Origin of the sequence: Bradyrhizobium sp. SPXBL-04, from assembly GCF_051853035.1 — a bacterium.
Classification (GTDB): domain Bacteria; phylum Pseudomonadota; class Alphaproteobacteria; order Rhizobiales; family Xanthobacteraceae; genus Bradyrhizobium; species Bradyrhizobium zhanjiangense.
This window is the reverse complement of record NZ_CP182472.1, coordinates 293723-312159: the sequence shown is the minus strand read 5'-3', so window position 1 is coordinate 312159 and position 18437 is coordinate 293723. Positions and strand designations below refer to the sequence as shown.

Genomic DNA, 18437 nt, shown 5'->3' with positions numbered 1-18437 from the left:
ATTCCACTCGAAACGCCCAGGTGCCGCCATGAAAGCCATCCTCTGCTCGCAATATTGCCAGCCCGACGATCTCGTTCTGGCCGACGTGCCGGATCCGGTGGCAGGGCCCGGCGAAGCCGTGATCGCGATCAAGGCGGCGGCGTTGAACTTCTTCGACATCCTGATGATCCAGGGCAAGTATCAGATCAAGCCGCCGTTCCCGTTCTCGCCGGCCGCCGAAGTCGCCGGCGTGATCGAGAGCATCGGCGCTGGCGTGACTGATCTGAAGGTCGGCGATCGCGTCGTCGCCTCCTGCGGCCACAACGGCGCACGCGAGAAGATCGCGCTGCCGGCGGCATCGATCGTGAAGATTCCGGACAATCTCGATTATGACCGCGCCGCCGGCATCATCATCATTTACGGCACTGCGCTGCATGCGCTGGAAGATCGCGCGAGCCCGAAGCCCGGCGAAACACTCGCGGTGCTGGGCGCAGCCGGCGGCACGGGCCTTGCTGCCTGCGAGCTCGGCAAGCTGATGGGCCTGAAGGTGATCGCCTGCGCTTCGTCGGACGAGAAGCTCGAATTCGCCAGGGCGCACGGCGCAGAGCTGACGCTCAATTACGCCAAGGAAGATTTGAAGGAAGGCTTGCGCAAGCTCACCGATGGCAAAGGCGTCGACATCATCTTCGATCCCGTGGGCGGCGCCTATGCCGAGCAGGCGCTGCGCTCGATCGCCTGGGAAGGCCGCTTCCTCGTGATCGGCTTTGCCGCCGGCGACATTCCGAAGATGCCGCTGAACCTCGCACTGCTGAAGGGCTGCGACATCCGCGGCGTGTTCTGGGGTGCCTGGACCCGGCTCAACCCGGCCAAGAACCGCGCCAATCTGGAGAAGCTCGTGAAGTGGACGGCCGAAGGCAAGATCTCATCGCATGTCGACCGCACCTTCCCGCTGGCCCAGACCGCGGACGCGTTGAAGGTGCTCGCAGGACGTCAGGCGATGGGAAAGGTGATTTTGCACCCGTGATGACAGTGTCATCACCAGGCTGTTTCGACACACTCAACTGTCATCGCCCGGCTTGACCGGGCGATCCAGGGCGGATTCAACCGCTCGTCGCAACACTCCGTGTATCGCTCACCCGTAACAATTGGTCGAGAGTTTCGGCGGGTGTTTTCCAGCCGAGCGTCTTTCTGGGCCTGGTATTGAGTGCGAGAGCCACGGCCTCGAGGTCCTCGGCATTGTGCATGCTGAGATCGGTCCCTTTTGGAAAGTACTGACGCAGCAACCCATTCGTGTTCTCGTTGGTGCCGCGCTGCCATGGGCTATGAGGGTCGCAGAAGTAGACCTGTACGCCTGCATCGATCCTCAGACGTGCATGCTGTGCCAGCTCGGCTCCTTGATCCCAAGTCAGTGACCGACGCAGTTGCTCTGGCATGGTGACGATTGCGCGGGTGATGGCATCGCGCACGGCCTCAGCGCCATGTCCGGCGAGTGCTTTCTTCACCCCAGCTTCCTGTTCCTGGCCCGTCATGCGCGGTAGATGCAGCAGAATGGTAAAACGGGTCGTGCGCTCCACCAGAGTGCCGATCGCGGAGCTTCCAAGGCCCATAATGAGGTCACCTTCCCAGTGGCCCGGCACAGCTCGATCGGCGGCCTCCGCCGGACGCTGACTGATCATGATCTCGGAAGGAATAAAGCTTCGGCCTTTACGCGCGCGCGCCCTTGGCATCCGCAACGCCCGCCCGGTGCGCAAGCAGGCCGTCAGTTCGCGACGCAAAGCCCCTCGTCCCTGCACATAAAGCGCCTGATAGATCGCCTCGTGACTGATGCGCATCGTCTCATCCTCGGGGAAGTCGAGCCGAAGTCGCCGCGAAATCTGTTCCGGGCTCCATGCCGTCGCCCAGCGCCGGTTTTGCCGATGTACAGCCCGGCGCCCCTTCCACACCACCTTCGGGCCAGGGAGGGGCTTCCCGTCCGGCTTGGCGATCATACCGGCAAGCCGGTCTTGCACATAATCCCGCAGGGCCGGATTGATTGCCAACTTCGCCAATTTGGGTCGTCGGGCGGATCGATCAGCGCGCCATTGTGCCGTGGTCGCGCGGTACTCTGCAGCGCCGTGGCGACGCGCCACATTGCGTCGGAGCTCACGAGAGATCGTGCATGGCGGCCGATCGAGCTGGCGAGCTATGGCTCGCACCCCATGCCCCTGCGCGCGCAAGATGGCGATCTCCTCACGCTCGGCGAACGAGAGGTAGCGCCCTGATGAGGGTTTTGACGACCGCGACAAATGTGTTGGCGGCATACCGCCCGCCCTCCGGAACCAGCGCACTCCGACCGCCGGCGACACCCCGGCCTCAATCGAAGCATCCTCGCTCGATCGCCCCGAGGCAATCGCGACCCAGAACGGTCTGTAATGCTCTCGCAGGGCCTTCTGAGCACGACCCACCCGCACACAGCTCTCCATCGCAACCTCCTTGCTGGAGTGTTGCGACGAGCGGTTGAATCCGCCCAGTGCTCCGAGACGATTGTGATTGATCGATAGGTCTCGATGCCGAGGTCAAGCCTGGGCATGACAGCTGAGTTGATGGCACCCCGCTCGCACGTCGCCACTTGGTAAGGTCTCCTCAACCACCGCTGGCAAAATTGCGGTGCATTCCGCAACCTCGCCCGAATCAAACCCAAATTTTTCCCGATTCGCCCCAATCGCCGTCGCTTTTTGGACTGATTCAAACTGCGATTTACCGGTTCCAGTTTGCTGGGCGCTCCTGGACAACAACAAAAAAACTGAAACCGGTATGCCCCGCGTCGTGTCAGTCTTGGGGAGCATCACCATGGAGACGACGGCCTTCCGTGCGTCCAGGGAATCGAGGGCATTCGATTCCGATCAAGCCGCATCACATCCGTCCACCGCATCCTACATCCGTGCGCGCGCCGCGCGGCTCGATCTGTCGCCGGACGATCCAATACCACTGTTCCTGTCCGATCCGCTCGGTGCCCCGGACCCGGTCGAATATACTCCGCTGGAGTTGCGCCCCCGGGCCAGAATTGTCCCGCGTGTTCTTGCGGGCGTTCTGGCAGCCGTTCTCGTCGCATCCACCCTGGCAGTTCTGGCCGCGCTGTTTCAGTCCGACCTTCGCGGCATCTTCGATGCCGGTGGCTCGGTGGGTGTCGCGCTGGAGCAGGTGGTGGCCTCGGCCAACGCGCTGGCCGTACCGCAGAGCCCGCGCAAGGATCCGGCGCACGTGACCGACGCAAGGCTGGCGAGCGCTGACGCGCAGGATCTCCCTGCACCGTCAACGCCGAGCCGCGAAGCGATCGCGACCGCCTATCAGACCGCGCTGCAAGCCCAGACGCCTGCGCCTCTGCCCGCGCCCGTCGCGCCGCCACCTGCGCCCTCTCAGCCCGCCAAGACGCTCGACGCCGACACCCTGGCCGGGCTAATGACGCGCGCGAAGAGCCTGTTGGGGGTAGGCGACATTTCTGCAGCCCGCCTGCTGCTCGAACGCGCGGCCAATGCACAGGATGCCACGGCGGCGTTCCTGCTGGCTCAAACCTATGACCCGGCCGTGCTGGGCACCAGCGACGCGCGGCGCATCGCCGCCGACGCGACCGCCGCGCGCGAGTGGTACCAGAAGGCCGCGGCACTCGGATCGACGGAGGCGCGGCAGCGCCTTGTCCAGCTTCAGAACTAGTAATTTAATTTTTAGAGGACATCATGCGTAACGCTTTGGGAATGGCGCTTGCCGCCATCATGACGATCTGTGCCTTTGCGGCACGCGCCGACCAGACCGAATACGATCCGGCCAAGGTCTCGGACGGCCTGAAGGCCATCTTCCAGTTCGGCTCGACCTCGACCAAGCAGGCGTTGAACGCCAACACGGTGACGCTGATCACCGGCACGATCGGCGGCACCTATGTGCAATTCGGCGCCGACCTCGCTTCCGTGCTCGACGACGGCAACAAGATCCGCGTGCTGCCGATCGTCGGCCGCGGCTCGGTGCAAAGCGTCGCCGACATCTTGTTCCTGCAAGGTGTCGATCTCGGCATCGTGCGCGCCGACACGCTCGACTATCTCGAGCGCAAGGGTTTTGCCAAGGACATCAAAAAGCAATTCACCTACGTCACGAAGCTCTACAATGAGGAGATGCAGGTGATCGCGCCGAGATCGGTCGCGACACTCAAAGACCTCGAAGGCAAGACGGTGAGCGTGGACCTGCCGAACGGCGGCACCTTCGTCACGGCGCTCACCGTGTTCGAGCGGCTCGGGATCAAGGCGAAATTCGTCTATGTCGAGCAGCGCATCGCGATGGAGAAGCTGAAGGCCGGCGAGATCGACGCCGTCATCGTGGTCGGCGGCAAGCCGTACAAGTCGGTCTCGACCTTCGGCAATGACGGCCGCTTCCATCTCGCGAAGGTCGACTATGAAAAGCCGCTCCAGAGCGACTATCTGCCGGCAACGCTAACCGCCAAGGACTATCCGAACCTGATCAAGGAAGGCGAGAGCGTGGACACCATTGCAGTCCCTGCGGTGCTTGCGGCTTACAATTGGGCACCCAACACCGAGCGCTATCGCAAGCTTGCGTTGTTCGTGGACGCGTTCTTCACGAAATTTCCGTCGCTGCAGAACCCACCGTTCCATCCCAAGTGGAAGGAGGTCTCGCTCGCGGCGCCGCTGTCGGGCTGGAACAGATTGCCGGTGGCGCAGCAATGGCTCGACAAGCACGGCGTCGAGCCGGTGACGCGCCAGCGCTTCGAAGCGTTCCTGAAGCAGAGCCCGGCGGCCGCGCAGGTATCCGATGCGGACAAGGAAGCGCTGTTCAAGCAATTCCAGGCTTGGGACGCAGCGAACGCGCGGGCGGGGGAAAAGAAGTAGTGGCGCCGTCACTCCTCTCGGTGTCGCCGGAGGATATGGCGGCGGCGCGTTGTCAACAACGCTTACTCCTCCGCCTCTTCCACACCGCGCTTCAGTGCGGCACGGGCAGCCTCGCGGTGCTCGTTCGTGATGTGGCCGGCGACCATGCGGATGGCGGTGGCGAGCACGGCGGCATCATCGGCGAAACCGAGGACCGGCATCACATCAGCGACGAAGTCGAATGGCAGGATGAAATAGGCGATCGCGCCGAGCAGCGAGGCCTGAACATGGCGCGGCGTCTGCCGGTCGAAGGCGCAGTAATAGGCGGCGAGCAGGTCTTCGGCGAACGGCAGTTGCGCGGCGACGCGCTTCAGCTTGCGCCAGAAGCGGCGGCGAACGCCCTCCCGGTCTTGCGCGAGCCGATCGGCGGGCTCAAAGCCGACGCTGTGTTCGGCAGCCATGCTTGAAAACTCCCCGTTCAGGCCGAGCGGCGGATCGCCACGTTGCCTGCTGATCACAAGATGGGGATGAGCCTGCAGCCTGCAAGACGTCAGCCAAGTGTCAGTCAAGTGTCAGCCAGCTGTCAGCCGGCGATGGCGTTCATCGCCTTGGCCAGCTCGATGTCGCGCGCGGTGACGCCGCCGGCGTCATGGGTCGACAGCACCACCTCCACCGTCTTGTAGATGTTGCGCCATTCGGGATGGTGATCCATCTTCTCGGCGACCAGCGCCGCACGGGTCATGAAGCCGAACGCCTGGTTGAAATCCTTGAAGACAAAGGTCTTCCCGATGGCGTCGCGGCCGGAAATCTCGCCCCAGCCCGGTATGCCGCCCAGCGCCTGCTTGCGCGCCTCCGCCGATAGCCGCTCTGCCATGATCGCCTCCGTCGTTCAGGGGAACTTTACCCTAACACCGTGCTGGCGGCTCGGTTCATGCGGGATTTCGTCCATCCGCTAACCATGACGGAGATGTAACCCCTCCGGACAAGAAATTTGCTACAATTGCCGGCGTAAATCGCTGGCCAAGATGAAACTGAGCCTGAAGCGCCTGTTTGGGAGATCGATGACCGGGGGATTGAACCTGGCCGAAACGCCCTCTCCGCCTTCGCCGCGATCCGCGGCGCGGAAGACCGCGCTCGTGTCTCTGGCGCTCGTGCTTGCGATCGTCGGTGCGCTCGCCGGCGGCTATTACTTCGCGATGCGGCCGGTCACCCTGAAGATCGCGGTTGGTCCCGCCAACAGCGATGACGTCAAGGTCGTGCAGGCGCTGACCCAGGCTTTCACCCAGAACAAGAGCCAGGTGCGGCTGCGCCCGATCCAGACCGACGGCGCCACCGCCAGCGCCAATGCCCTCGCGGAAGGCAAGGTCGATCTTGCCATCGTGCGCGGCGACCTCGATGTGCCGAAGAACGCACAGGCGGTCGCGACGCTGCGCAAGAACGTCGTGGTGCTGTGGTCCGTCCCGGGCAAGGGCAAGAAGAAGGGCGCCAAGATCACCAAGATCGCACAGCTCGCCGGCCATCGCATTGGCGTCATCGGCCGCACCCAGGCCAATGTCAATCTGCTCAAGGTGATCCTCCAGCAATACGGCGTCGATCCCGCCAAGGTCGAGATCGTGCAATTCCCGGCCAACGAGGTTGCCGAGGCGATCAAGGCGCAGAAAGCCGACATCTATCTCGCGGCCGGTCCCGTCAACAGCAAGATCACGGGGGACGCGATCGCGGCATCGGTCAGGGAGGGCGGCACGCCGACCTTCCTCGCCATCGATTCCGCCGACGCGATCGCGCAGAACCATCCGGTCTACGAATCCTCGGAGATTCCCGCAGGCACTTACGGCGGCTCACCCGATCGCCCGGACGAAGAGGTCAAGACGATCAGCTTCGCGCACCACATCGTGGCGCGCAAAGGTGTGTCCGAAACCACCATCGCGGCGTTCACGCGCCAGCTCTTCGCCGTGCGCCAGCAACTGGTGGCGGAATTCCCGCTGGCAGCGAAGATCGAGACACCCGACACCGACAAGGATGCAGTGATCCCCGTGCATCCCGGCGCCGCCGCCTTCGTCGACGGCGAGGAAAAGACCTTTCTCGACAAATACAGCGATTACATCTGGTGGAGCCTGATGGCGCTCTCCGCCATGGGCTCGATCGGCGCGTGGTTTGCGGGCTACCTGAAGAAGGACGAGCGCGACAACAACAGCCATCTGCGCGACCGCCTGCTCGACATGATCGCAGCAGCACGCAAGAGCGAGACCACCGAGGAGCTCGATCAGATGCAAACCGAGGCCGACGAGATTTTGCGCGATACGCTGCGCTGCTTCGATCACGGCGCGATCGAGGAAGCTGCGCTCACCGCCTTCAACATCGCACTCGACCAGTTCCACGCCGCCGTTGCCGACCGCAAGGCGGTGCTGTTCAGCTTGCCGCAGAACCTGCAACGCGCGGGCGCGCAGTTCAGAGCCGCCGGCAACGCGTAGCGCCTGCACGTTATTGCTGCGTCACATTGTCTCAATATAGATTCACATCATTCAGGGGCGCGCAACGCGCGAGCCCGGAATCCATCGCACCGCAGCCGCGACGGGAAATGGATTCCGGACTCGCGCCTGATGGCGCGCTCCGGAATGACGAGTCTTCCCGTGACCCCAGTTCGAAATCATCCTCTATGAACATCAAATTCTCCCGCCGCCGTTTCCTCACCACCAGCGCCGGCGCGCTTGGCGCGGTCACGATGCCTTACCTGTCGCGCGCGGCCGACCGGCCTCCGGTCACCCATGGCGTGCAATCGGGCGACGTCACCGTCGACGGCGGCGTGGTCTGGGCGCGCACCGACCGACCGGCGCAGATGCTGGTCGAGGTGGCGACGACGGAGTCGTTCAGGGATGCCCGCGCGCTGCCACCGATCGCGGCGCTGCCCGAGAGCGACTTCACCGCAAAAATGCTGATCGAGAACCTGCCGGGCGGCCAGGACATCTTTTATCGCGTCCGCTTCCGCGATCTCTCGCACAGCGCGGTCGAAGGCGAGCCGGTGACCGGCCGCTTCCGCACCGTGCCGGCCGACCGTCGCGACGTCAGTTTCGTCTGGGGTGGCGATGTCGCCGGCCAGGGCTGGGGCATCAACCCCGACGACGGCGGCATGTTCACCTTCGCCGCGATGCGCAAGCACCGCCCGGATTTCTTCCTGCACTCGGGCGACACGATCTACGCCGACAGTCCGATCCAATCCGAGGTGAAGCTCACCGACGGCAAGATCTGGAAGAACGTCACGATCCCCGAAAAGGCCAAGGTCGCGGAAACGCTGGACGAGTTCCGCGCCGCGCACAAATACAATCTGACCGACGACAATCTCCGTGCCTTCAATGCGGAAGTGCCGATCTTCGTGCAGTGGGACGACCACGAAGTGACCAACAACTGGTCGCTCTCGAAGGAGCTGCCGGTGACCTACAAGGAGCGCAACATCGCGCTGCTCGCCGCCCGCGCGGCTCGCGCCTTCCACGAGATGTATCCGATGCGCGAGAGCATCACTGAGCCGGGCCGGGTCTATCGCCAGATCTCCTACGGTCCGCATCTCGACGTGTTCGTGCTCGACGAGCGCAGCTATCGCGGCCCGAACGGCGCCAATCTCGATACCGCTTACGGACCGGCCAGCTACTTCCTCGGACCCGACCAGATCGCCTGGCTCAAGCGCGGTCTGCTCAACTCGCGTGCGACCTGGAAAGTGATCGCCTCCGACATGCCGATCAGCCTCATCGTATCGGACACGCCAAAGGGCGGCTCGGAGGCAGTCGCGCAAGGCGACGGCCCCGTGCGCGGCCGCGAGCTCGAGATCGCGGACATCCTGCGCTTCATCAAGATGGCGCCGATCAGCAACACGGTATGGCTGACCGCGGACGTGCACTACGCCGCCGCGCATTATTACGATCCGAACAAGGCGCAATTCCAGGATTTCGAGCCGTTCTGGGAATTCGTCTCGGGTCCGCTGCACGCGGGCACGTTCGGTCCGAACGCGCTCGACAACACCTTTGGACCCGAAGTCCGCTTCGTCAAGGCACCGGGCAAGGACAACCAGAATCTGCCACCGTCAGCCGGCATGCAGTTCTTCGGTCACGTCAAGATCGACGGCGCTTCCGGCCAGATGACGGTGACACTGCGCGACCGCGCCGACGTCGCGCTGTGGTCGACCACGCTCGATCCGAAACAGGTCTAATGGCTAGAGCAGGATGAATTTGGTTGAATCGATGTTCACCTCTCCCGTAGGGAGAGGACACAAGAATGCACGGCGCACTATTTTGAACGTGATCGTGCTATGCTCTCCCCTGCATGAGCGGGGCTTTCCTTCACACCGTCTTTGACATCGCGGCGTGGCTGGCGGCGGCGGCTGCCGTCTACTGGCTGTCGCGACGACGCCTGGAATTTCCGGCGCAATCTTTCGCGCTGCCCTATGTCGCCGCCCTGGTGTTCGGTGCGGGCCTCGGTGCTTATTTGTTCGGGTCGGTCAATCTGTGGCTGTCGGGCCAGAGCGGCATTGCGCGCTCGGTCGAGGGTGCGCTCGCCGGCGGCATCGTGGCGATCGAGCTCTACAAATGGTCCGCGGGCATCGCTGTACGAACCGGCGCTCGTTTTGCCTTGCCGCTGGCGCTCGGAATCGCGGTCGGGCGGCTCGGCTGCTACTTCGCAGGCCTCGACGATTTCACTTACGGCACGCCGACGGGGCTGCCCTTCGGGCATGATTTCGGCGATGGCATCCTTCGCCATCCGGTGCAGCTCTACGAGAGCGCCGCCATGGGCGTGTTCGCGCTTCTCTATGCGCTGGCGGTCTTGAACCGGAACGGGTTTGTGGTCACCAATGGTTTCTACCTCGTCCTCGTCTATTATGGAGCGCAGCGCTTCCTGTGGGAATTCCTCAAGCCCTATGGCACGCTGATCGGCCCCTTCACGCTGTTTCACCTGCTGTCGCTGTCCATCCTGCTCTACGCCGCCTTCATGCTGGCGACAGCGCCCAAAGCGAGATCCCTGCATGAACGCGCCGTTGCGTAAGTCGCGTCCCTATATCTTCTGGGGCCAGACCCAGTCTCTCTGCGAGACCTGCCTGGAGCTGGTGCCGACCAAGATCCAGATTCTCGGCAACGAGGTCTGGTACGAAAAACGCTGCAAGCAGCATGGCGTGCAATCGACGCTGGTGTCGACGGACGCTGCCTATTGGCGTCTGTGCAAGGACTTCATCAAGCCCGGCGATCGGCCGCTGCAATTCCAGCAGCGCACGGAATTCGGCTGCCCCTATGATTGCGGCCTGTGCGCCGACCACGAACAGCATTCCTGCCTGGCGCTGATCGAGATCACAGAGCACTGCAATCTCACCTGCCCGGTCTGCTTCGCCGACTCCTCGCCCGTGCGGACGAAATTCACGCCGCTCGCAAAGGTCGAGAGGATGCTGGACGCGCTGGTCGCCAGCGAAGGCGAACCCGACCTGGTGCAGATTTCCGGCGGCGAGCCGACGCTGCACCCGGATTTCTTCGAGATCCTGGAGGCCGTCCGCGCCCGCCCGATCCGCCACGTCATGATCAACACCAACGGCCTGCGCATCGCCCGCGAGAACGATTTCGTGGCGCGGCTCGCCGAGAGCAAGCGCGGGCTGGAGGTCTATCTCCAGTTCGATTCACTGCAGCGCGATGCGCTGATCAATCTGCGCGGCGCGGACCTGCGAAAAATCCGCCAACAGGCGCTGGAGAATCTCGAGCATTACGGCATCTCGACCACGCTGGTCGCGACCATCAAGCGCGGCGTCAACGATGCCGAGATCGGCGACATCGTTCGTCACGCGCTCACCTGGACATGCGTGCGCGGCGTCACGCTGCAACCGGTGCAGGACGCCGGTCGCAACGAGAATTTCGACAAGAATACCGATCGCATCATGCTGTCGGAGATCCGCAAGCGCGTCGTCGAGACCGGCGTGTTCGGCGACAAGGACATGATCCCACTGCCCTGCAACCCCGAAAGCATCGCGATCGGCTATGGCCTGCGCAACGGCGAGAAGGTGCTGCCGCTGACCTCGCTGTTACAGCAGGAGCAGCTCGTCGCCGTGATGCCGAACACGATCAGCCCGGAGAAATATCCGATGCTGCGGGAGAAATTCGTCGATCTGTTCTCGCTGTCCTCGGGGCCGCTGAACACCAGCGAGCGGGTCTCCGAACTCTTGTGCTGCCTGCCGAGCTTCGAGGTGCCGCAAGGGCTCTCCTACGAGAACGTCTTCCGCGTCACCATCGTGCAGTTTCTCGATCGCTTCAATTTCTGCGTCGGCAACGTCAAGCGCAGCTGCATCCATTTCGTGACGGAGCAGGGGGCGATCATTCCGTTCGACACCTACAATCTGTTCTACCGCAACGGCGCAATCGGCCGTATCCGCGCCGGGCTCGAAGGGCAGACTTATCGCGAGGCAAGGCAGGGCGAGGAGGCACCACGATGAGCGATACGCCGCCACCGGTTCTGCCGCCCGTCCCGACGCCCGTTGAGCCACGCAGCGGCTGCCTCACCGCGTTCATGGTGATTTCAGGGGTGATCCTGCTGCTTCCGGGTCTCTGCGCCTTGCTCTTCGGCGGAGCTTCGGTGATCGACGGGGGCAAGATCGACTCGGACATCGCGCCGCTGGTCTTCCTGGGACTGGTCGTCGGCATCGGAGGCGTCGTCCTGATCTGGGCAGCCATCAGGGGGCGAAAGGCCCCCGCCCACCCCGGGACCCAGCCCTAACCCCCGGAGATTCCCGGACAAAATTCAGTCAACCAACGGCCAAAGAACACATTGTTTTTTGGCGTTTTTTGCATATATTGCGCCGCAACGCGTAGGGCGCCCGGTCTGATATGGCCGGGCTTCCTTTTTGGGCGGCGAGCGCCCGTTTCCAGTCTTCCAGCGTTGTTTCGAGAAGAGGTCCCGGTCCGACCGGCGAGATCGCGCTTAACCCATTGTTCGAACGCAAAGAAGCTCACTCATGAACCTCCGCAACGTCGCCATCATCGCCCACGTCGACCACGGCAAGACGACCCTGGTCGACCGCCTCCTGCAGCAGTCCGGCACGTTCCGCGAGAACCAGAAGGTGACCGAACGCGCCATGGACTCCAACGATCTGGAGCGCGAGCGCGGCATCACCATCCTGGCCAAGGCGGCCTCGGTGCAGTGGAAGGACACCCGCGTCAACATCGTCGACACCCCCGGCCACGCCGATTTCGGCGGTGAAGTCGAGCGCATCCTGAACATGGTGGACGGCGCGCTGGTGCTGGTGGACGCCGCCGAAGGCCCGCTGCCGCAGACCAAGTTCGTGGTCTCCAAGGCGCTCAAGGTCGGCCTGAAGCCGATCGTCGTCATCAACAAGGTCGACCGTCCCGACGCGCGTCCGACCGAAGTCATCAACGAGGTGTTCGACCTGTTCGCGGCGCTCGATGCCAGCGAGGAGCAGCTCGACTTCCCGATCCTCTACGGCTCGGCCAAGCAGGGCTGGATGGCCGAGAGCCCCGAGGGTCCGAAGGACAAGGGCATGGAGCCGCTGTTCGACCTGATCCTGCGCCACGTCGCGCCGCCGAAGGTCGAGGAAGGTCCGTTCAAGATGATCGGCACCATCCTGGAGGCCAACCCCTATCTCGGCCGCATCATCACCGGCCGCATTTCTTCCGGCGTGCTGAAGCCGAACCAGCAGGTCAAGGTGCTCAACGCCGACGGCAAGCTGGTCGAATCCGGGCGCATCACCAAGATCCTGGCGTTCCGCGGCCTGGAGCGCACGCCGCTCGATGAAGCCGAAGCCGGCGACATCGTCGCGATTGCGGGTCTGACCAAGGGCACCGTTGCCGACACCTTCTGCGATCCGACCGTCGAAGTGCCGCTGCCGGCGCAGCCGATCGATCCGCCGACCGTGTCGATGTCCTTCATCGTCAACAACTCTCCGCTCGCCGGCACCGAAGGCGATAAGGTGACGAGCCGCATGATCCGCGACCGTCTCTTGCGCGAAGCCGAGGGCAATGTCGCGCTGCGCGTCGTCGAATCCGCCGACAAGGACGCCATGGAAGTGTCGGGCCGCGGCGAATTGCAGCTTGCGATCCTGATCGAGACCATGCGCCGCGAGGGCTTTGAGCTCTCGGTGTCGCGCCCGCGCGTCGTGTTCCAGAAGGACGAAGCCACCGGCGCCACCATGGAGCCGATCGAGGAGGTCGTGATCGACGTCGATGAGGAGCATTCCGGCGTCGTCGTGCAGAAGATGAGCGAGCGCAAGGCCGAGCTGATCGAGATGAAGCCGTCCGGCGGCAACCGCCAGCGCCTGGTGTTCTACGCGCCGACCCGCGGCCTGATCGGCTATCAGGGTGAGCTGCTCACCGACACCCGCGGTACCGCGATCATGAACCGCCTGTTCCACGGCTATGCCCCGTACAAGGGCGAGATCCAGGGCCGCCGCAATGGTGTCCTGATCTCCAACGATCAGGGCGATGCCGTGGCCTACGCCATGTTCAAGCTGGAAGACCGCGGCCCGATGATGATCGAGCCGGGCTGGAAGGTCTATCGCGGCATGATCGTCGGCGAGCACACCCGCGACAACGATCTCGAGATCAACGTGCTCAAGGGCAAGCAGCTCACCAACATCCGCACGACATCCAAGGACGAAGCCGTGCGCCTGACCCCGCCGATCCGCATGACCCTGGAAAAGGCGCTCGCCTATATCGAGGACGACGAGCTCGTCGAGGTCACGCCGAAGTCGATCCGCCTGCGCAAGAAGCACCTCGACCCGAACGAGCGCAAGCGCGCGGAGAAGGCCAAGGAAGCGGTGGCGTAAGCTCCCGCACGCCGCAGTGCCGTAGGGTGGGCAAAGCGAAGCGTGCCCACCACTTGAAATCGCGGTCGACAATGGTGGGCACGGCGCAAGAGCGCCTTTGCCCACCCTACGAAACTATCTCTAGAATGCTGAATCACCCGCTCCAGTACGCAATTGCGCAACAAGGCGGGTGATGACGGCCATGCTTGCGGCGGCTTCAGCACACCCGGCGAACGTGCTAGAGCCCGCGCATGACCTCCCTCCCCTCCTCCGTCGACGTCGCGATCATCGGCGCCGGTGCCGCCGGCCTCGGCGCCGCGCACGCGCTGGCGGACTCCGGTCTCGCCGTGATCGTGCTGGAGGCGCGCAACCGGCTCGGCGGCCGCGCCTGGACGGTGCAGGCCTCGCCCGAGGTCATCTTCGACGTCGGCTGCGGCTGGCTGCACTCGGCCGACAAGAACTCCTTCGCTCCAATCGCGAAGCAGCTCGGATTCGAGCTCAACACGGCCCTGCCGCCCTGGCGCGAGCGCGCCTTCGGCAACGCCTTTCCGCAAAGCGAGCGTGACGATTTCATGCGCGCGATGGAGGCGTTCTACGAGCGCCTCTGGCAGGCCGCGCAAAAGAGCAAGGACGAACCCGCGAGCCTGAGCCTCGAGCCGGGCAACCGTTGGAATCCGATGATCGACGCGGTCTCGACCTACGTCAATGGCTGCGAATTGAAGGACATGTCGACGCTGGACTGGGACGCCTATGAGGACAGTGACCTCAACTGGCGCGTCCGCCGCGGCTATGGCGCGCTGATCGCCGCCTATGGCGCGCCGGTCACGGTTGCCCTGAGCTGCAACGTTACATTGGTCGATCATTCCGGTCAGCGCATCCGGCTCGAAACATCGCGGGGCACGCTGACCGCGGACAAGGTGATCGTCACCGTCCCGACCAATCTGATCGCCGACGAGACGATCCGCTTTTCACCACCGTTGCCGACCAAGATCGATGCCGCCGCAGGCCTGCCGCTCGGCGTCGACGACAAGGTGACGCTGGCGCTCGATGGCGCCGAAGCCTTCCCGACCGAAGGTAATCTGCGCGGCGCCACCATGCGCACCGACATGGGCACCTACCACATCCGCCCGTTCGGCCAGCCCTGCATCGAAGGCTTCTTCGGCGGCAGCTTTGCGCGCGAGCTGGAGGACGCGGGCGAAGGCGCCATTGCCGCGCAGAGCATCGACGAGATCGCGGGCCTTCTCGGCAACGACATCAGGCGCAAGCTGAGGCCGCTGTATGAATCGCGCTGGGCGCGCGATCCCTTCGCCAGAGGCGCCTATTCGCATGCGCTGCCGGGGCACGCCGGGGATCGTGCTGTGCTGGCTGCGCCGGTGGAAGGGCGACTGTTCTTCGCGGGAGAAGCGACGTCGCCGAATTTCTTCACGACGGCGCATGGGGCGCGGGACAGCGGGGAGCGCGCGGCCAACGAGGCGCTCGCGGCCCTTCGCAAGCCCTAGCTACGACCTCCGTCATTGCGAGCGCAGCAAGGCAATCCAGACTGCCGCCGCGGCAAAATCCTGGATTGCTTCGCTACGCTCGCAATGACGCGTCACTCGATCACCCTCGCCCGCAAATCGGCATCGGGCACGAAGCAGGTGTCATACTTGCCGAAGATGCGATAGCGGTTGCGTGCGACGAGGCTGTAGACGGGGTCTCTTAAGAGTCTCGGCACGGCGAACAACGCGCGCACCCAGCCCCAGCCGGGGAGCAGCGACAACACGGTCAGCGCGGCGTCCGACTTCATGAACACCTCGCCGCCATGGACTAGGGCGTTGGTATCGGGATCATCGGGGTCGATACCAAACGTTCGCGCGAGCCGGGTCCCGTAGTCCGACTGGATCGGCGTGAAGCGAAACCGCTTCGCCGTATCGCGGGTCGCCACGAAGCGAACCCAGCGCGAGCAGAAGATGCAGACGCCGTCATACAGGATCACGTTGTCGTCGGGCCATTTGCTCATCAGCGATTATCCAGCGTCAAGAGAGCCACAAGCATCAGCACGATCGCCGGCCCGGTCTTCACCAGTGCGCCGAGCGGCTCTATCCAAAGATCGGGCGTGAGGATGGCTGCACCCACCATGTAGCCCAGCGAGGCGACGATGCCTGCAACGAGCCCGATCGCCGTGGTGCGGCGGAAGGCGATCAGCACGCCGATGCTCATATCCATCAGGCTGGTGCCTATGGTGATGGGATCGACCAGCGCAGGCGAGAAGTTGTGCGCGCTCAGGATGCCGGCGGCGGCACGATAGGACACGAACAATGCGATGAAACCCGAGACGAGCCAGAATGCGACCAGGCTTGCGAAGATCAGCGCCTTGGCCAAGAACAGCCGCGCGAACCATTTGTCCTGGATACTTGCCGGATGGCGACCGATCGTCTCAGCCAATGTCTTCGGCGCGATGCCCGTGGCTGCGATCCACGCCGAGGGATCGCCGGTCACGCCACGGCGCAGCTCGGCAATGGCCGTGGAACGCAGCGGTGGCATCCAGCTAAGATGATTGGCAAAATCGCCGATTTTGGCGCCGAGATCGAGCAGGAAGGCCCGCATCACGAGACGCCGCCAGGTGGCCGTGCCGAACGCGTGGCGAAACTGCTTGATGACTCCGGCCATCGTGACCGGCTCTGCCTGCATCAGGTCCCAGCTCACGGCTTTCAAGGAGGTGTCGTCGATGTCCCGCGCGGCGAGCCAGGCGATGGTGGCGGCGATGTCCTCGACCGCGACGGGCTGGAAGAGCGTCGCCATTTCCTTGTCCGGCAGGTCGAGCGGAAGAGCGGCAAGCGCACGCAGCATGGCGCTGCCGCCATAGGCTGACGGCGCAACCACGAAGCCCGGTCGCAGGATGGCATGGGGAATGCCGGAGGCCGCGATCAAACGCTCGGCGTCGCGTTTGGTCGTTGCGAAGGCGGTCCGATCCGCCTCCACCACGCCAGGGATCGAGATGTGCACCAGACGGATCGCACGGCCGCTATCGCCAATTGCCTGAAGCAGGCGCGCGACGAAATCACGATGCACGGCATTTGTGTCGCTGCCGGGCCCGTCCTGGAGCACGCCGAGGCAGTTCACGACGACATCGACGGCATGCTCGCTGAGCACTCGCGCCAGCGCAGCCGCATCCAGGATGAGGATCGGCAGCTCGATGTCCAGCGCGCTCATCTGCTGCGCCGGCGACAGCCTACGTGCCACGCCGACAACGCGAAAGCCACGCGCACGCAGATCGTCGGTGAGGAAGCGGCCGATCAGGCCGGAGGCGCCGAACAGCAAGATGGTTCGCTTACTCATTGCGCCCCTCAAAACGGTTTTGCGATCATCAGCCAGAGGATCAGCATCGTCGCGCCGAAGCCGGGGAAGCCGAATATGAACCAGCGGCGTAACAGAACGAAATAGCGCTCCGGAAGCGCGTTGCACTGTTCGGCCGCCTTGCGCGCGAGGTCGCGCATCTCGATCTGCATGAAGACGACGGGGACCCAGAACAGGCCTGCGACGGCATACAGCCCGAGCGAGGCCAGCAGCCAGCGCTCGGTGAGCGACGTCGCCGAGAGCATCATCAGCAGGCCGCCCGTGATCGGCTGAAGGATCACGGCCGACAGCGTGAAGATCGCATCCGCGATCACGACCACAGCGGCAGTGCGCGCAATGAACTCCGCGTCGTTCGTGCGATGCGCCATCAGCATGAAGAAGGCGATGCCGGTTCCGGTGCCGAGGATGACGATGGCGCCGATCACATGCAGGAATTTGACCAGGAAATACAGCGTCATGGCTTCTTGGTCGCCATTGGCTTGGGCTGGTTCAGCGCGCGCGCGAGATCACCGCTTGCGGCTTTGACGCCGGCCTCGGTTTCGATCATCCAATGACCCTCGCTGCCGACGGCCGGCAGGGTGCGGAAGTCGACCTCGCCGCCAGCGCCGCGAAACGCCTCGACCAGCTTTTGCGAAAACGCCGGCGCGAAGTAACTGTCGTTGGTCGCAACGAGCCACGTGACGGGAATGCGCGCGGCCTTGCCGAATTCGGCTGCGGCCGCAAGCAGCGCGTGCGGCGCGCAGATCCTGTTCGGCTCATCATTGGCATGGCCGCCGCGCCCCGGTGCGAAGGCAATGATGGCGGAGATCGCCTTCGGATCGGCGTTGGCGAGCGCCAGCGCACCCCAGCCGCCGGCGGAATGGCCGAGCACGATCGCGGCGTCTTTGCGGATAAATTCCTGCTTTCGCAAATAGTCCAGCGCGAGCGAGATTTGGTCGGCCGTTGCGCGGGCCGATCGCGCGTAATCCGCCTCGTCGCAGCCGCCCTGGTCCTCGACATAGCGGCCACCGGTCGCGCCATGGCCGAGCCGTTCCGGCACCAGCACGGCAAAGCCGCGCGCGACGAGATACGCCGTGAGCGCGCGATATTCCGGCGGCTGCATCTGCGCGCGACGCAAGCGATTCTGCGTCGAGGCGTGGGCGATGACCGCGAGCCGGAACGGGCCGGCACCGAGGGGGCGAAACAGCAGCGCATGCGCGGCCATGCCGGTCTCCGGCGATGGCACGCGCCACTCTTGCCGGCGAAACGGTTCGCCCTCCTCTCCCAATGGGCCAAACGCGACCTGAGCGCACAGAGGTGACGCAGCCAGCACGGCCAGCAAAGACAAAAGCGCAGGAGTGACGAGGAGCCGCATGAATTGCCAGAGGAGGCGGACACGAACAGCAATGGCCACACTAATAGGAACGAATCACTCCGGGCAGACTTTCTGCGCTGCAATTGCCATTCATTCGTTGCCGCAGCGAGTTTTGCACCGACACATGGCAGGCCACTGC

General features: G+C 64.0%; 17 protein-coding genes. 10 read left to right on the top strand and 7 right to left on the bottom strand.

The genetic code is table 11. The features are described 5' to 3' along the window. Positions 1-28: 28 nt before the first annotated feature. Complete coding sequence (locus ACNJX8_RS01480) at positions 29-1003, top strand: NADPH:quinone oxidoreductase family protein (RefSeq protein ID WP_091882886.1); 975 nt, start codon at positions 29-31, stop codon at positions 1001-1003. A 76-nt stretch (positions 1004-1079) separates the two neighbouring features. Here ACNJX8_RS01480 and ACNJX8_RS01475 read toward each other — a convergent pair whose 3' ends face one another. Then, positions 1080-2441, bottom strand: coding sequence for an IS30 family transposase (locus ACNJX8_RS01475; protein WP_439359333.1), 1362 nt, complete (start codon positions 2439-2441; stop codon positions 1080-1082). A 367-nt stretch (positions 2442-2808) separates the two neighbouring features. Here ACNJX8_RS01475 and ACNJX8_RS01470 point away from each other — a divergent pair, with 367 nt between their 5' ends. Together ACNJX8_RS01470 and ACNJX8_RS01465 are read left to right on the top strand one after the other, a co-directional pair. Further along, positions 2809-3669, top strand: coding sequence for a hypothetical protein (locus ACNJX8_RS01470; RefSeq protein ID WP_439359332.1), 861 nt, complete (start codon positions 2809-2811; stop codon positions 3667-3669). Between the two features lie 23 nt (positions 3670-3692). Then, positions 3693-4850 (top strand): TAXI family TRAP transporter solute-binding subunit, encoded by a 1158-nt coding sequence (locus ACNJX8_RS01465; protein ID WP_439359331.1) that lies wholly within the window; start codon positions 3693-3695, stop codon positions 4848-4850. A gap of 62 nt (positions 4851-4912) precedes the next feature. Here ACNJX8_RS01465 and ACNJX8_RS01460 read toward each other — a convergent pair whose 3' ends face one another. After that, the gene (locus ACNJX8_RS01460; protein ID WP_164940047.1) at positions 4913-5290 is read right to left on the bottom strand and encodes a YkvA family protein; all 378 of its coding nucleotides are present in this window, start codon (positions 5288-5290) and stop codon (positions 4913-4915) included. A 122-nt stretch (positions 5291-5412) separates the two neighbouring features. Further along, positions 5413-5703: a 4a-hydroxytetrahydrobiopterin dehydratase gene (locus ACNJX8_RS01455; protein WP_439359330.1), complete on the bottom strand. Its 291-nt coding sequence runs from the start codon at positions 5701-5703 to the stop codon at positions 5413-5415. 151 nt (positions 5704-5854) lie between these two features. Between ACNJX8_RS01455 and ACNJX8_RS01450 the strand changes: the two genes are divergently transcribed. The 7 genes from ACNJX8_RS01450 (at position 5855) to ACNJX8_RS01420 (ending at position 15107) form a co-directional block, all read left to right on the top strand. After that, positions 5855-7300, top strand: coding sequence for a TAXI family TRAP transporter solute-binding subunit (locus tag ACNJX8_RS01450; RefSeq protein WP_439359329.1), 1446 nt, complete (start codon positions 5855-5857; stop codon positions 7298-7300). 185 nt (positions 7301-7485) lie between these two features. After that, a complete protein-coding gene (locus ACNJX8_RS01445) occupies positions 7486-9027 on the top strand; it encodes an alkaline phosphatase D family protein (RefSeq protein WP_439359328.1) in 1542 nt (513 codons plus the stop codon). 113 nt (positions 9028-9140) lie between these two features. Beyond that, the gene (locus tag ACNJX8_RS01440) at positions 9141-9857 is read left to right on the top strand and encodes a prolipoprotein diacylglyceryl transferase family protein (protein ID WP_128944621.1); all 717 of its coding nucleotides are present in this window, start codon (positions 9141-9143) and stop codon (positions 9855-9857) included. Beyond that, on the top strand, positions 9838-11283 hold the full coding sequence (locus ACNJX8_RS01435; RefSeq protein ID WP_439359327.1) for a radical SAM protein: 1446 nt from the start codon (positions 9838-9840) through the stop codon (positions 11281-11283). The genes ACNJX8_RS01440 and ACNJX8_RS01435 overlap by 20 nt, the downstream gene beginning before the upstream one ends. Then, positions 11280-11564, top strand: coding sequence for a hypothetical protein (locus ACNJX8_RS01430; protein WP_128930583.1), 285 nt, complete (start codon positions 11280-11282; stop codon positions 11562-11564). The genes ACNJX8_RS01435 and ACNJX8_RS01430 overlap by 4 nt, the downstream gene beginning before the upstream one ends. 238 nt (positions 11565-11802) lie before the next feature. Further along, positions 11803-13629: a translational GTPase TypA gene (gene typA, locus ACNJX8_RS01425; RefSeq protein WP_128930582.1), complete on the top strand. Its 1827-nt coding sequence runs from the start codon at positions 11803-11805 to the stop codon at positions 13627-13629. A gap of 230 nt (positions 13630-13859) precedes the next feature. Then, on the top strand, positions 13860-15107 hold the full coding sequence (locus tag ACNJX8_RS01420; RefSeq protein ID WP_439359326.1) for a flavin monoamine oxidase family protein: 1248 nt from the start codon (positions 13860-13862) through the stop codon (positions 15105-15107). A gap of 92 nt (positions 15108-15199) precedes the next feature. Here ACNJX8_RS01420 and ACNJX8_RS01415 read toward each other — a convergent pair whose 3' ends face one another. From ACNJX8_RS01415 to ACNJX8_RS01400, 4 genes are read right to left on the bottom strand one after another with little or no spacing between them, the layout of a single operon-like run. After that, entirely contained in the window at positions 15200-15607 is a 408-nt protein-coding gene (locus ACNJX8_RS01415) for a thiol-disulfide oxidoreductase DCC family protein (RefSeq protein ID WP_439359325.1), read from the bottom strand. Continuing rightward, entirely contained in the window at positions 15607-16926 is a 1320-nt protein-coding gene (locus ACNJX8_RS01410) for an SDR family oxidoreductase (protein ID WP_439359324.1), read from the bottom strand. The genes ACNJX8_RS01415 and ACNJX8_RS01410 overlap by 1 nt, the downstream gene beginning before the upstream one ends. A gap of 8 nt (positions 16927-16934) precedes the next feature. Then, positions 16935-17402 carry a DUF2269 family protein gene (locus tag ACNJX8_RS01405; RefSeq protein ID WP_439359323.1) on the bottom strand — a complete coding sequence of 156 codons (468 nt, stop codon included), beginning with the start codon at positions 17400-17402 and terminating at the stop codon, positions 16935-16937. Beyond that, on the bottom strand, positions 17399-18298 hold the full coding sequence (locus ACNJX8_RS01400; protein ID WP_439359322.1) for an alpha/beta hydrolase family protein: 900 nt from the start codon (positions 18296-18298) through the stop codon (positions 17399-17401). Before ACNJX8_RS01400 ends, ACNJX8_RS01405 begins: the two co-directional genes overlap by 4 nt. Between the last annotated feature and the right edge of the window lie 139 nt (positions 18299-18437).

Coding starts and splice junctions, on each gene's coding strand:
- ACNJX8_RS01480 (WP_091882886.1), top strand. CDS start 29: ATGAAAGCCATCCTCTGCTCGCAATATTGCCAGCCCGACGATCTCGTT.
- ACNJX8_RS01475 (WP_439359333.1), bottom strand. CDS start 2,441: ATGGAGAGCTGTGTGCGGGTGGGTCGTGCTCAGAAGGCCCTGCGAGAG.
- ACNJX8_RS01470 (WP_439359332.1), top strand. CDS start 2,809: ATGGAGACGACGGCCTTCCGTGCGTCCAGGGAATCGAGGGCATTCGAT.
- ACNJX8_RS01465 (WP_439359331.1), top strand. CDS start 3,693: ATGCGTAACGCTTTGGGAATGGCGCTTGCCGCCATCATGACGATCTGT.
- ACNJX8_RS01460 (WP_164940047.1), bottom strand. CDS start 5,290: ATGGCTGCCGAACACAGCGTCGGCTTTGAGCCCGCCGATCGGCTCGCG.
- ACNJX8_RS01455 (WP_439359330.1), bottom strand. CDS start 5,703: ATGGCAGAGCGGCTATCGGCGGAGGCGCGCAAGCAGGCGCTGGGCGGC.
- ACNJX8_RS01450 (WP_439359329.1), top strand. CDS start 5,855: ATGAAACTGAGCCTGAAGCGCCTGTTTGGGAGATCGATGACCGGGGGA.
- ACNJX8_RS01445 (WP_439359328.1), top strand. CDS start 7,486: ATGAACATCAAATTCTCCCGCCGCCGTTTCCTCACCACCAGCGCCGGC.
- ACNJX8_RS01440 (WP_128944621.1), top strand. CDS start 9,141: ATGAGCGGGGCTTTCCTTCACACCGTCTTTGACATCGCGGCGTGGCTG.
- ACNJX8_RS01435 (WP_439359327.1), top strand. CDS start 9,838: ATGAACGCGCCGTTGCGTAAGTCGCGTCCCTATATCTTCTGGGGCCAG.
- ACNJX8_RS01430 (WP_128930583.1), top strand. CDS start 11,280: ATGAGCGATACGCCGCCACCGGTTCTGCCGCCCGTCCCGACGCCCGTT.
- typA (WP_128930582.1), top strand. CDS start 11,803: ATGAACCTCCGCAACGTCGCCATCATCGCCCACGTCGACCACGGCAAG.
- ACNJX8_RS01420 (WP_439359326.1), top strand. CDS start 13,860: ATGACCTCCCTCCCCTCCTCCGTCGACGTCGCGATCATCGGCGCCGGT.
- ACNJX8_RS01415 (WP_439359325.1), bottom strand. CDS start 15,607: ATGAGCAAATGGCCCGACGACAACGTGATCCTGTATGACGGCGTCTGC.
- ACNJX8_RS01410 (WP_439359324.1), bottom strand. CDS start 16,926: ATGAGTAAGCGAACCATCTTGCTGTTCGGCGCCTCCGGCCTGATCGGC.
- ACNJX8_RS01405 (WP_439359323.1), bottom strand. CDS start 17,402: ATGACGCTGTATTTCCTGGTCAAATTCCTGCATGTGATCGGCGCCATC.
- ACNJX8_RS01400 (WP_439359322.1), bottom strand. CDS start 18,298: ATGCGGCTCCTCGTCACTCCTGCGCTTTTGTCTTTGCTGGCCGTGCTG.